The organism is Vreelandella sp. DA03-1M (assembly GCF_055725665.1).
Map to the genome: position 1 here is coordinate 113,398 of NZ_JBTHGQ010000002.1, position 13,498 is coordinate 126,895.

The following is a 13,498-nucleotide window of genomic DNA, read 5'->3' on the forward strand; positions in this document are numbered from 1 at the left end:
AGGCATCACCCGTAGTGATTTAACCTAATAGGCATCTATTAACTTGTCAGCCTTAATGTGTCACGAAGGCCATCGTGTATGGTGGTTATCAATGACAAATATGTGCCGATGCACATTTCTGGGATGATGGTGGGGATGGCTATGAGGTTCCGGCCCCTCCCACCCTTCATGCTCGTGTTGATGGTGTTCATCGTGATAGTGAAGATGGCTATGACGTATAGGCGAGTGCTCATGCGCAATCTCTCTTGAGTCTCGACGAGGCCAAGTAAGCATCGCAAGCCCTGTCGCCGTTAAAGCTACTGTCCCGAGCAAAGCGAACGTTCCCGTCAGACCCAGGTTTATCCCCAGCCAGCCTGCCAACGGATAGGTGATCAACCAGCAACAGTGTGACAACGAGAATTGGGCAGCAAATAGCGCTGGACGATCCTCCGTCTGGCACGAACGCTTGAGCAAGCGCCCTGTAGGGGTCATGACCATCGAAGCGCCTGCACCCAGTAGCAACCATAGCCCGACAAGTCCCGCAAACGATGGGCCTAGCCAGCCCAAGTAGAGACTGAGCGCCATGATAACGCCACCCAACAGCATGACTGGTCGTTCAGGCAATCGATCCAGTACCTTAGGTAGCAGTACGGCCACCAGCATGGAGCCCCCACCTGCGGCCGCAAAGGCCAAAGCTACTTCTTTCTCGCCAAGCCCCAACATAGAGCGAACAAGCACTACCGTATTGACGATCTGCATCGCTCCGGCGGCTGAGACCGCCAAGTTCAACGCCAACAGACCGCGAAGGCGAGGTGTTTTTAGATAAATCCGTATGCCGTGAGAAACGCGACGCCAAACACCGGGAATTTCCTCTAGTGGTTGTGGCTCAGGTAACATCACCGATATAACCAGTGAGGCAGAGATCACGAACGCCAGGGCGTTGAGTACAAACAGGACATCAAAGCTCATCGCCATCAGCAATGCCGCGGCCACCATCGGGCTAAGAAGATTCTCTAAATCGTAGGCAAGGCGTGACAGGGATAATGCTCGTGTGTATTGCTCTTCGTCTTCTAGGATGTCCGGTATTGTCGCCTGGAAAACGGGAGTGAAGCCTGCTGAGCAAGCATTGAGTAGAAAGATCAGCACATAGATTTGCCACACTTCGGTAACAAAAGGCAGTGCGCAAACCACGGCTGCTCGCAGCAAGTCGAGGCTAACCAACAACGTGCGTCGAGGTAGGCGTGAGGCGTAAGCACCCACCAGTGGAGCAATGCCCACGTAGGCGACCATCTTAATCGCCAGCGCTGTGCCTAGTACGACACCCGCCTGCCCCCCAGCAAGATCATGAGCCAGTAACGCTAGGGCAACGGTGGTCAGACCGGTGCCAATCAGTGCAATGACCTGAGCGAAAAAGAGATGGCGATAGACGCGATGGGCGAGTACATCGAGCATAGAGCGTTCCTCAAGTGAGGGGAGCTTAGATGCATTTACAGGTAGCGGGCAATGGCCTTGAACTCTTCAGTCCGCGCCCGCTGCGTTTGATCCTGAGAGCCCAAGGCATCTTCTAGGCAGTGATCGATATGATCTAAAACCAAGGCACGTTTGGCCTGTTGAATAGCTTTCTCAACCGCATGAAGCTGCTGGGCAATGTCTAGACAGTGGCGACCATCCTCTATCATCTGCGTCACGCTCGAAAGGTGTCCCCGAGCCCGGTTTAAGCGCTTGATGATATCGGGATGTGACTGGTGTGTATGTATTGTCATTTTCTTTTCCTTATTCTATTCCTATCCCCCTGGAGGGGATGATAATCTATTGGTGCTATGCGGAGCTACAGCGTAAGCAAATTGTTATCTACATTTTTTATCGTCAATTTTTGTCTTGGTTGCTCTAAATGCTCAATCGGCTGCGCCACCGTCTTGGCTATCTGACCCTGCTACTGCTGTTTTTGCCTAGCCTGGTGCTTACCAGTGTGGGCGAAGCGAGTGCGCATGGCGCAATGAGCATGGTTGGCGTTGAGTCATCTCACCATGAGAGTGTTCAGAAGGGCCATGGGCATACCCATGGGCATGAACACGATGACGGTCGACACCTCTCTCATGAGAGCGGCAGTCACTTCCACGAACAAGCGGATCGCTTGGGGGCGAACATTGCCATCGCACCAAACGTTCGTCATGCCATGCGGCTAGGCGAACGACGCGCTTTTCCCCTGCGTCGTGTCTACCGCTTGGAGCGCCCTCCACGGCCAGTCGTCGCTTGATGACTGGGGCCATCCATCCGATGGCCAACACTAATGACAGACCCGTGGAGGTTGCATGTTTCCATCCCAAGTAAGGGGTGCGCTCGGCTTGCCTATGATGGCACGACGCCACGCCTTAGCCTTTCTAACACTGTTGTTCATGCTGCTGGGTGCCAGTGGCGAGGCCTTTGCTCACGCGGTTGCTGAGGGTGACAAGGGCTACATCCAAGAGATCTATGGCGTTAATCTGATCTCGTTTATGTATCTCGGTGCCAAGCACATGGTAACGGGGTATGACCACATCCTGTTTTTGTTAGGGGTCATCTTTTTCCTCTACCGAATGCAGCATATCGCTATTTACGTCAGCCTCTTTGCCATCGGTCACTCGACGACCATGCTTCTCGGGGTCTACTTCAATATCGGCATCAATAGCTATCTGATCGATGCCATCATCGGGCTATCCGTTATCTACAAGGCGCTCGATAACATCGGTGCGTATCAGCGCTGGCTCGGCTTTCAGCCCAACACCAAGGTAGCCACGTTGGTGTTCGGTCTGTTTCATGGCTTTGGCCTGTCGAGCAAGATCATTGAGTACGATATCTCGCCCGATGGTCTCGTCCCTAACCTTCTGGCATTCAACATAGGCGTAGAGATCGGCCAGCTACTGGCATTGAGCGCCATTCTCATTGTGATGGGCTTCTGGCGACGCACTACGGGCTTCTTACGCCACGCCTATACCGCCAACGTCGCCATGATGTGTGCTGGTTTTATGCTGGTAGGTTATCAACTGACCGGCTATTTCATTGCCTAATTGAAGGAGTCCCCAATGTATAACACTGATCTTCCAACCCGTGCCGAACTGCCGTCAACGGGTAAGTTACTTCGCTCTACGTTGATGGCAGTCGTTATTGCCGTCGCTTTGCTGATCAGCGTCGTGCTACCTGCTGAGTATGCCATTGACCCGACCGGCGCTGGGCGCTTGTTGGGGCTGACGGAGATGGGAGAAATCAAGACCCAGTTGGCTGAGGAAGCCGAGCTCGACCAAGCCAGTGTCCAACAGGCTTCTGAACCCGCTGCACCTCAAGAGGCCGTTAGTGATAGCCAACCTTCGGCTGCAACCGCTACTGCTGCGCCAACTTCAGACGTAGAGACGGAGCAGGTAGCCGCTTCGTTACCAGAAGACCAAGAGATGGTGCAGACTGAAGCAAACGTAGCGCTTGCTGACGCTCCTGCCGCTGAGGAGACACCTTCCCAGGCAACTGAAGAAACTGCGGCATGGGGTGATGAGGTGACCTTCACACTCACGCCGGGTGAAGGTACCGAGTATAAGCTAACGATGGAAGAAGGTGCTGTCGCGACATTCGCTTGGGCGTCCGACGGCGGGCCACTTAATTTTGACACCCACGGCGATGGCAATGGGAACTCCATCAGCTACGAGAAGGGGCGTGGCGTACCCGAAGATGAGGGAGAGCTGGAAGCTGCTTTCACCGGCAACCACGGCTGGTTCTTCCGTAACCGCAATGACAACGACGTGACCGTGGTCTTGCGTGTTGGAGGAGACTACGGGGAGCTAAAAGGTATGCTTTAATTCCCTTAACTGAACCGCTCCGGCCAAAAGGCCGGGGCGGCCCCCATAGCGCACCTAACGACAAACAGCAGAGCTAACGTTTTACTCTTATACAATAGGCAGCCAGTAGCTCACGCCCTCCATGCTAACCCGAACCCCGTCTCCTGAATGCTCTATGGTCTGTTGACGGAGTGCTTTTTTAGATACTTTCTTGTCATGACAGTATTCCATGGTAGTGACGATCCATCGTTCCTTCCACTCCTCCCCTTGATCAGTACACTTAGCCATTTGAATCATGGTGCGAGCCAACTTTTCTTTTCGCCGTTTTCTTGCCCGTTTCTCATCCACCCTAGGGGTCAGTGTGGTGGCATGCTGGCGATTTAAGAAATTGGTAAACCCCGTCACCAAGGCTGCTTGTCCGGGCACCGCACTCAAGTAACTGTCCACATCGCCCTGGTTAGGTAGCCGCTGTCCCTCTCTGTCAGTATTGAGTAACAATGCGGCTGCCGCGCTTAGTGCAAGTCGTGCGGAGGTGTGGGACGTTGTGCCCGCCTCTATACGGGTTTCCAATTACAGCCAACAGGCTTGCAGCACTTGGTCTGATAGCGAAGCGGACGGCATAGAACTGAGACACGCTTGAATACGTCTTTTCTCTGAGTCGATCCGCTTTGCTTGGTGATCCGGCTCTACCCCTTGCTCTTCATGCAACCATCACATAGGGAGCCTCACACGCCGCAATCCCTCTGCCCCGAAGTGATGAAGCAGTTCCGTATAGCTCGGTATGCGTGACCATGCTTGGTCGAGTTACTGCTGGGCCAAGTAGTGGTGCATTGTGCATTTCGTGCTGTGGCCCGCCTCATTGGCAACTGCTTGCAAAGTATTAGTGAGCAGGACAAAGCTGCCTGGCAACAGAAGTGGCTCAAGACGCATTCCGCGGCTTAGCCACACACTGAACGACTAGGCACCCTTCAAGCCCCTCTCCGATTAATCGGGAGGGGCTTTTCTCTGTATAGGACTTCCAACTGCCATTGTTTCGCATGCGGAACATTTTTATTTGGTGGCAGTGTCTCCCCTACCTCTTCATAGCCGTCACTGGTCGCCCTATCTAATTGTGAGATCCGGGTGACCGGAAATGAGAGAGGAGCAGATCATGAGGAATAGCAACAAGTACGAAATTGCTGATGTGAAGCGTGTCGCGGAAGGTCAATGGGATACGGTCTTTCAGGCACTGTGCCCCGAGCTGGAGCATGCAATTGCCCACCCGGGACATCACATCGATTGCCCGATACATGGTGGCAAGGAAGACTTCCGCCTCGATCGCGGCTTCAAGCAACGGGGTACGGCCATTTGCACTTGCGGTAACTGGGATGGTTTTAGCCTGTTGAAAGAGCTGAAAGGCTGGGCTCTTCCCGAAATACTGGAGCAGGTAATGGGGGCTCTCGGTGAACAATCCGTTGAGCCGCTGGCGCCTACAGTATCACGGCCACCGCCACGGCAGGTCGAGGAAAAGCAGGACATCCGGCCAACGCTGCGCAAGCGCTGGGAAGAAGCTCTACCCCTGGGAAGAGGCGAAGGTCGCTTCATGCTGGCGAGCTACTTGCAGTTCCGCGGGTTGCCTGTAAAGCCGATGCTTAGCGTTCTCGAGACGGAGGCACGCCTCCACCCTAGGATGGCCTACATCGAGAAAGGCAAAGTGGTTAGCTACTACCCTGCACTGATAACCATTGTCAGGGATGCGGCTGGAAAGCCTGTCACGATGCATAGGACGTATCTCAACCGCACAGAAAATGGTGTGGTAGAGAAGGCGCCTGTGAGCAAGGCTAAAAAGCTGTTCCCTGTGGTGAAGGATGGTGATGTCCACGGTGGTGCTATTCGCTTAGGCACAGCTACAGCCGGCGTTATCGGTGTGGCTGAGGGTATTGAGACCTCGCTAGCTATTCGGGCTGCTACGGGAATGCCTGTCTGGCCGGTACTGTCAGCTTCCCTAATGAGGTCGTTCGAGCCGCCTGAGGGTGTCACGGAAGTCGTTATTTGGGCTGATCGTGACCTACCCGACAGGAAAGGACGCAAGGCTGGTCAGGACGCAGCGGAAGTGCTCCAGGCTCGGCTTTTAGAGAAAGGGATTCGAGCTTCGATAAAGATCCCTGATGCATCCAGCTCAACTGATGTGAGCGTTGATTGGGCTGATGTGTACACCAGTAGTGGGCTCACGGGATTTCCCCGCAAGAGCAAAGCTGCTTAACCCTTCAAACCCTTCAAACCCTTCTGACATCCATTGTCAGGAGGGTTTTTCATTTTCAGCATGATGGGATTCGGGAGGAAGGATGCATTTTTATATATTTGCTGAATCTGTTTGGGTCAAGCAGCTACTGATCACTTAGGTCATTTCACTCTACCTCGCTTGAAGCGCATTTCTGTGGCATTGGCGCTTTTTAGCGTGGATAGCATGCCTCCGGGCGGTGATTCTGTGCTCAAGGCTCTGAGCACAGGGTCCAAAGTTACCGCCCTATCTGTCATTCCATAACAAGCCTTGCTTTTATTATCTGTTATTCGTTCTGAGACTAAGGTTATATGGGGCCTAGGGAATGATTCTAGTTCCCTTGCGTGGTGCATCACTTCTCCCTACTTTCTTTTAAATTAAACGTTTGTTTGATTTATCCGCTGGATCGTGTCACTTCAGCGGCGTTGCCACTCCTCTCGGTAATCTCAATACCACCTCCCGTTTGTCTGTCAGTAGCGCCCCTACCCCTCATGAGACCCCGATACCTGGGGGATGAGAGGAGAGCACGTTATGAATCGCAGTGACTCGATCGCCAGAATCGGCAAAGCCCTGGCTTCAGTGCAGGCTGAGCTTGGTGGTCTGATCGCACCGGATTCTACGAATCCGATGTACGACAACCGCTATGCAAGCCTCGCAATTATAATCGGCAGCATTCGTGCCGACTTGAATAAGTTTGAAATTGCACTGGTTCAGGCACCTGTGCCCGGAACAGTGGGGGCTGTGGTGATGGAGACCATGCTCATTCATGGCCCTTCTGGGGAGTACATTGGCTCTTACTGTGAGATGCCCGTTGAGACCCTTGATAGCCATGGTGTGGCGTCAGCCCAGACGTATGCACGTCGCTATGGGTTGATGGCTCTTCTAGGCCTTGCTCAAGGCCCGGACGATGATGGAAATGCTGCCAATAACGCCGCTGTGGAATCCTCAGTGCTTCTCTCCCAAGGAGAGCCTGAGCCATCAGAGCAGCGGGTATCGAACGGTCACCGTTTGGCATCGCCCGAAGCGATTCTAGCGGAGATTGAAAACTCAGATGTTGAGCGATTGGTTTCGGCCGAACGCTGGGTCAATAGCGCTCAACTGGATGCACACCTGTCAGCTCGGCTCAAGGGAGCGATCGCACAGCGACGCCGAATTATCCAGCGACAGCAATCCCAACATGCTTAACCTTCCATAGCCCCATCCCTTTGTGGAGTTGGGGCTTTTTCGCGTGCATGACACAGGTATTTGGAGGCAGCTTGACCGGGAACGCTCATCGATTATTCGGCCTGGCGCTTGGCGCATCGGCTGGTGCGATTATGACCCCCTTTTATGGTGGGATGTCTGCGCTGGCAGTGGCGGCGATGGCGCTGCCTGGATCAACGGCACCTGACTGGCTGGAGATCCGCATTGGTCCAGCCACGCTCATACCCCATAGGACTGTGACCCACTGGTTGCTCCCTTGGCTAGGGCTGGCAGTGGCATCAGCCGTTTGGCTACCTGATGCGCCATTGCTTGCCGCCCTGCTCTTTGGTTTCTCGGTTGGTGGGCTCTCTCACGTCATTGGAGATGCTGGCACCCCTTTGGGAGTGCCTGTGTGGCACCCCGCCAAACGCCATTCCCTGAAGCTGTGGGATGGCGGCACCTCAGAATTTTGGCCCGTGCTGTTGGCCTGGGTCATTGCCGCGATTTTGATACGGAGCCTTGTGCTATGAAACACATTACCGCTGGCCCTTTGCCGGCGCCATTTCTGCAGCTAATGCTGGCGCTTTTGCTAACGCTGAGTTCGACCGCTATAGCCCAGCCTGGTGGGGACCGAGGGCAAGCCTGCCTTGATAGCAATAATGCTCGCGAATGCGGTTGGTTCTGGGGGCACTTAGATGATGATGAGGAAGAAGAGCCCGAAGAGCCCCCAGTCGAGATACCGATGGCCAAGGCGCCTGAAGAGGAGCTGGATTGTACGGACCCAGAACAGTGGGAGCCCTCTTGTGGTTTTGTCGACCCAGAGGGGAGCTTCGAGTTTCAAGCCAAGCAGCGCGACATGCTGCTTAACCAGTCTGTGATGAACCCCAACAATCCAGAGACAGTCGAGGCCTTTCAGCGGTATATGCGATGGGCCGTCGACCAAGCCATCACAATGTCGAGGATGTGGGAGTGGAATCAGATCCAAAACCAGGACCTCAACCCCCTCGTACATAGCCCCGTCTCCTCTTTTGGGCTTCGTGCAGCGTCACGAGCACGCGATGGCAAGCGCAACGCGGTCATGGAAGAGATAGATGACCAGAATGGGTTTCTCGTCTGGTTTACCCGGTCTAGCTGCCAATTCTGTCATGACATGCAACCAGTTATGAAGCAGCTCGAACGACGTACTGGGCTCACTATTTACAACGCCCCACTTGATGGGGGGTGCATGCCAGAGTTCTCGAACAGCTGCGATACCACAGGACGCTCAGTAGAGGCTGCTGGCCACCTTGCCGTCGAAGCGGTACCGGACCTCTGGCTTTACCTGCCACAGGATGATCTTTGGTTCCGCGTCTCCAGTGGTGTTGAAGCAGCGCAGCGGATTACCTCGAGGATTGAGGTCTTCTTTGGTGCTATCCAACGAGCAGCAGAAAAGGGCCTCGAGGCGGTTGGTGATGGCACGAGTCCTCCCGTTGATTTCAGCGTCCCCGACATGCTGGAACGGTCATCCGGTGGCCTCGGCGCCGGCATTCCCCAAGGAGTTGAGTAATGTTCTCCAGAAACAAATTTGTAACCATGTTGGCAACAGCCGTGATCAGCGGAATGTCGATAATGGCCACCACAAGCCTGGCTGAAGCCAACGCACTCGAAAATGCGTTTGACCGGCTATCCAGTGCCGGAGGCGGCTTCAGTAGCTCAAACAGCGCAGCGTCGTTTGAGACCAGGACACGGCATGGATACACGGCCGGGGGGTTGACCATGCGGTTTTCTCAGAACCGCTACTCGCTAGTCAACATGGACCCGCCGCGGCTAGACGTAGGCTGCAATGGCATCGACGCGCATTTTGGTGGCTTCTCCTATATCGACAGTGAACAGATCCAGCAGATGTTGGAGCAAATCGCCCAAGGGGTTGTAGCCCTCTCCTTCCAGCTCGCGCTCAAACAGCTCTGCCCTATTTGTGGGGATGTGCTTGAGTTCGCACAACGCATGGCACAGGCGGCGGCGAAACTATCCCAGGACAGCTGTGAGGCTGCTACCGCACTGGTTGAGGGGTTCCCTGACTACTCCGGCGAATTAGGCAATCTCTGGTGTAGTTCGGTAGGGATGTTTGAGGGCGTGGAAAGTGACTGGCTGGCAGCCCAGCAGGACACTTGTGATAGCAAATCGGATTCGGGCCGCGAAGTGCGAGACCACCTCAGCAACAATCCCGGGGATCGCGCACTGGCCTTAGAGCTTGATGGCAACCGCACATGGCTAGGCCTTCAAGAAGCAGGTATTGCCCCTGGGCGAGATGGCAGCAACAACATGGGGGCAGAGAACAAGATATTTGCCGAGCTATTGATGAGTTGGATTGGTACTGAGGTTCGCAACAAAGGGGGTAGTGGCGACTCGAACACCTTTGCGCCAACCATCGAAACTGCCGATGCGATGCTGGACATATTCCTGTGCGGAAGTGATAAAGCCTCGCCGACCGTCATTGAATACGCTGACTTCGTGAACAGCTTTTGCGAGGACAAGGTATGGTCAGGCGCCTCAGGCCAGGCCACCGAGATTTATACTTGTAGCAACAGTGATCTGAGAGACTGTTGGAACCCGAACAAAGCAAAGGTTGAGGATATATCACTTGGCCACGGCTTTTTGACCACGGTGATTATGGAATTGGAAGGTGCGGTTAAGAACGTTGCCAGTGGCACCCCGCTGACCGCTTCTCAAAAGGCCATTATTGCTGCAGCGCCCTTCCCGCTCTATCAAGCAGTTAATGTTGCAGCGACCTACCCGGACCTTGCCTACGACCTAGTAGTTGGTAACTCGACCATTCTGTCTTACATGATCTCCATTGAGTACATTCGCTATGCCGTCCAGGCAACGGCTAAGACATCGATGACATCATCCGTGCCGGGTGAGATCTTGCGCGAATTCCGCGAGGCCCAGAATGAGCTAGTTGTCGTGACCTCCCAGAAGGCTCAGCAAATTAACCTTATGGCTGAGACTCAGGAAAACATAATGAGCCAGGTTGACAAGATCAACCGCGCCACGTTGCGAAATCTTCATGCCATGGGTCTATCCGGCATGGATTTCGCTCGTGATATGGTTCGGGAGATGGACTGATGAAATGGCTTGTTCCTGCCCTTATAGCTATTGGATTGGTCGCTGTTCCGGGGTTAGCAATCGCAGAGACCATGACGCCTGCAAGTGGTGACACTTGGACATTTTATGGCTATGGCAATGGTTATGCGCTGGCGCAAATACTGGAGGCGATTAAACGCCTGACTGACCCTGACTCAAACCCTGGGTTCAGGAACTTGGCGCTATTCTTGGCGATGGCCGGCTTCCTTGCGATGTGCTTTACGGGAATCCTGGGTGGAAGTCTGCAAAAGGTGGCCATGTATTTTGCCGGCATGATTCTTACTGTCTACATGCTGTTCTCTTTGAAGGTCGATATTCTTATTGAAGACATGGTGTGGGATGGCGTTGGGTCGCCCCAATTCATTCAACGAATTGAAGGCGTTCCGGCAGCCATCGGTCTTCCTGCTGTTGTCATCTCAGAGATAGGGATGTGGGCTACAAACGGCATTGAAACTAACTTCACGACGCCAAACTTCGAAAATCTACGTATTTCAGAGGGGGCTCCCATTGGCATGGCGGCAAGCATGCTGAATGACATGAAGAAGATTCGCCTGACTGATCCGTACCTGCGATCAAGCATTCAAAGTTTCATGAATGACTGTGCGTTGCCGAATATTTTTAGCGGCAAAATATCCCCGGTGACGCTAATTACCTCACAAAATGCATGGGGGGTTTTAGGCAATAACCTGAACCGGGCAGTTTATACCGTCGTTTATGACTCGACCGATCCAAATGGTGGCATGCAGGCTTGCGATGAGGCCTACGCGAGCATTGACAACCGTTTGCAGACTGCAGCTCCCGCGCTATTGAACGGCATGAGGGAAGCTTCCCCGTTCTGGCTTCAGCAGGCAGCAGGTTCAACAGCGCTGGCACAAGCCGCTCTGGATGATTCGTTTCGCTGGGCCTCAGGGGGAAGTGCCGTTCAGGACGCCACAGGGCTTGCCACACAAGCCGCAATCGCAGAAATGTACTCAGGCACCTATGAATACGCAGCAATGGCCACAGGCTCCAACGAGCTGATCTCAGCCTTGAATATGGAACAGGCTCGACGTGCCCAGCAATCTGGATGGTATAGCACAGCTATTCTCTTCCGGGATATGGCGGGCTATTTCTTCGCGATCCTTCAGGCATTCGTGATTGGGCTGGCGCCGATTGTGTTTGCTGCGGTGTTGGTCCCCGGCTTAGGCAAGAAGATGGGCACCTCGTATGCCCAGGTGATGACCTGGCTCATTTTATGGTGGCCAGGGCTCGCTATCGTGAACTACATCATGATGCTCTATTTCCAGGGGCAGACAGCGGGATACCTCGCTGATGGTCTCACCATGGCCAATATGAGCGCAGTCAGCGAGATGTCGGACAAGATGGTGATGGCATCAGGTTTTATGTCCACCTTAGTTCCCGCCATCATGTGGGGGCTAGTATCTGGCAGCGGTTACGCCTTCACCTCTGTCTTGGACAGGGCATCTGGTAGCCAACAAGCGGCGACAGCCGCGAACAACATGTCTACAGGTGCAGCTTCGGCTGGCCAGGTAAGTATGAACAACGCGAACATGAATGCTCACCAAACCTCTCACCGTTATAGCTCTGGGGAAGAAGTATCGGCCCACCATGTAGGGGTTGGAGCTTCTACTGTGACCAGTATGAGCGGCCAAGATATGAACGTGGGCTTACGCCCAGCTGACTTTAGAGCGAACTATTCGGCTTCGCAATCATACTCAGAGGCTACACAGCGCACTCAAGAAGCCAAGGAGTCGTTCTCACAGCAGTCTCAAAGTATGATGACCGATTCCCTTCGAGGTGCTACTCAATACGCCCAAGACAATGGCTATATGCAAGACGGTTCGATTGATTGGTCTCGAATGAGTCAAGACACCCAAGGTCAGAGGTATATGAGTGAATTGGGTGCAACCCGTCAAGTGATGGATCAAACAGGTCTTTCTGAGCGCGAAATAAACGATATGACCATGCACGCAGCAGGTAAGGTGGCAGCTGAAGCAGGTGTTAAAGGCGAGCTTGGGCTTAGCCTTAGCAGTGGCATAAGTGGTTATTACCGAGGCTCGGCGGCTGTTGAGGCCGGAGTGCGTAGGTCCCAGTCGGATCAAGATGCGCGCGAAGAAACCACCAGTGTTGCGCAGGCAGATACTGGAAAGCTCGTTTTTGGTGAAGACGGCACGCTAAGTGTTACAGGACAAGATGGTAGTCGTTACTCCCAGAAGTTTACCGAAGGGGAATCACGTCAGGTTCTTGAAAGCCGTGCCGGTGAAGACCGAGCATCAATGCTCTACGCGGCTTCAAATGATTACCAAGAGGCCGTGCAGGTTCAGCAACGAGCAAGTGAGGAATACACAACTAGCCGTTCAGGCTCGCTTCCTACAGCTGCAAATCCTCACGCTGTAGCTGGCATACAAAGTGATTTTGATGTTGTCCGGAGTAAAGTAGAAGGACAAATGAGTGAAGATGTAAAAGACATTTCCGGCCGAGGGGCCCTTGTCATGGGGACAGTAGGGGCCAACACCGCCGATGTTAATGAAAGGGCAAGTCATGCAGACGCCACTACATCGCCTATTGGTGCTATTGGTGTCAGCGGGCTATCTGCTGATTCGCCTACGCAATTGAATGATATACAAGCCAATGCCCAGGCTCCTGTTGTTCGTCCTGATAGTTACCATGTTATAGACACAGGTGAGAGCTTTACTGTTGCTGATCGCAGGGATCTAGCGGCAGCTGATGCCAGCAACGCTGACGCCATGATCACGGGTGGCGATAGAACGAATATTCAAGTCGGCAATGATATGTTCGTACCCGCGCTTTACACCCAAGATGAGAGTGGTCATGGGCAAGCAATCTATGCAGTCGAGCGAGAAGACGGGCATGCATATTACCAATATGGTGGCGATGGCACTTTTGAGCCGGTTGATGTCGAAGCCCCGCCTAGTCAGTCTCAGATTGACTCCCAGGCCAGAAATGGACCCACCTTGAACGCAACTGAAGCAACGATAACAAGGATACAGGTCCGTTCAGGGGGGTCTTCATCAGATTCATCAAGCAATGAATCGATCCCTTCCCCTGCCCAAGGCGAGGAAATTGATCCTCGGGAATTTATGCTGTCTCGATAAGAGGAGCCATATAGGCAAAGCCCCTGCCAAGGCAG

General features: G+C 53.7%; 12 protein-coding genes. 9 read left to right on the forward strand and 3 right to left on the reverse strand.

Translation table 11 applies throughout. The annotated features are described in order from the left end of the window. Positions 1–60: 60 nt before the first annotated feature. Positions 61–1,431, reverse strand: a complete 1,371-nt coding sequence (locus ACXUPB_RS22605) for an MFS transporter (RefSeq protein ID WP_035561811.1) — start codon at positions 1,429–1,431, stop codon at positions 61–63. A 35-nt stretch (positions 1,432–1,466) separates the two neighbouring features. Then, a complete protein-coding gene (locus tag ACXUPB_RS22610) occupies positions 1,467–1,742 on the reverse strand; it encodes a metal-sensing transcriptional repressor (RefSeq protein ID WP_035561815.1) in 276 nt (91 codons plus the stop codon). A gap of 128 nt (positions 1,743–1,870) precedes the next feature. On the opposite strand from ACXUPB_RS22610, the gene ACXUPB_RS22615 reads away from it, so the two are divergent. From ACXUPB_RS22615 to ACXUPB_RS22625, 3 genes are all read left to right on the forward strand, one after another. Continuing rightward, positions 1,871–2,236: a hypothetical protein gene (locus ACXUPB_RS22615; RefSeq protein WP_035561818.1), complete on the forward strand. Its 366-nt coding sequence runs from the start codon at positions 1,871–1,873 to the stop codon at positions 2,234–2,236. A gap of 139 nt (positions 2,237–2,375) precedes the next feature. Next, positions 2,376–3,026, forward strand: coding sequence for a HupE/UreJ family protein (locus tag ACXUPB_RS22620; protein ID WP_035561902.1), 651 nt, complete (start codon positions 2,376–2,378; stop codon positions 3,024–3,026). A 15-nt stretch (positions 3,027–3,041) separates the two neighbouring features. Further along, the gene (locus tag ACXUPB_RS22625; protein WP_113270634.1) at positions 3,042–3,803 is read left to right on the forward strand and encodes a hypothetical protein; all 762 of its coding nucleotides are present in this window, start codon (positions 3,042–3,044) and stop codon (positions 3,801–3,803) included. An 87-nt stretch (positions 3,804–3,890) separates the two neighbouring features. On the opposite strand, the gene ACXUPB_RS22630 is transcribed toward ACXUPB_RS22625, so the two are convergent. Further along, positions 3,891–4,217 (reverse strand): hypothetical protein, encoded by a 327-nt coding sequence (locus tag ACXUPB_RS22630; RefSeq protein ID WP_246286688.1) that lies wholly within the window; start codon positions 4,215–4,217, stop codon positions 3,891–3,893. A 715-nt stretch (positions 4,218–4,932) separates the two neighbouring features. Here ACXUPB_RS22630 and ACXUPB_RS22635 point away from each other — a divergent pair. The 6 genes from ACXUPB_RS22635 to ACXUPB_RS22660 all read left to right on the forward strand — a co-directional run bounded on the left by ACXUPB_RS22635 (position 4,933) and on the right by ACXUPB_RS22660 (position 13,463). Beyond that, the gene (locus ACXUPB_RS22635; RefSeq protein ID WP_052703833.1) at positions 4,933–6,024 is read left to right on the forward strand and encodes a DUF7146 domain-containing protein; all 1,092 of its coding nucleotides are present in this window, start codon (positions 4,933–4,935) and stop codon (positions 6,022–6,024) included. A 549-nt stretch (positions 6,025–6,573) separates the two neighbouring features. Continuing rightward, complete coding sequence (locus ACXUPB_RS22640; RefSeq protein ID WP_157826486.1) at positions 6,574–7,227, forward strand: ERF family protein; 654 nt, start codon at positions 6,574–6,576, stop codon at positions 7,225–7,227. Between the two features lie 71 nt (positions 7,228–7,298). Further along, entirely contained in the window at positions 7,299–7,754 is a 456-nt protein-coding gene (locus ACXUPB_RS22645; protein WP_157826485.1) for a metal-dependent hydrolase, read from the forward strand. After that, positions 7,751–8,770 carry a conjugal transfer protein TraF gene (gene traF / locus ACXUPB_RS22650; RefSeq protein ID WP_101146470.1) on the forward strand — a complete coding sequence of 340 codons (1,020 nt, stop codon included), beginning with the start codon at positions 7,751–7,753 and terminating at the stop codon, positions 8,768–8,770. Before ACXUPB_RS22645 ends, traF begins: the two co-directional genes overlap by 4 nt. Positions 8,771–8,832: 62 nt before the next feature. Further along, entirely contained in the window at positions 8,833–10,329 is a 1,497-nt protein-coding gene (locus ACXUPB_RS22655) for a conjugal transfer protein TraH (RefSeq protein WP_472956780.1), read from the forward strand. Next, positions 10,329–13,463, forward strand: coding sequence for a conjugal transfer protein TraG N-terminal domain-containing protein (locus ACXUPB_RS22660; RefSeq protein WP_101146468.1), 3,135 nt, complete (start codon positions 10,329–10,331; stop codon positions 13,461–13,463). The genes ACXUPB_RS22655 and ACXUPB_RS22660 overlap by 1 nt, the downstream gene beginning before the upstream one ends. Positions 13,464–13,498 lie beyond the last annotated feature (35 nt).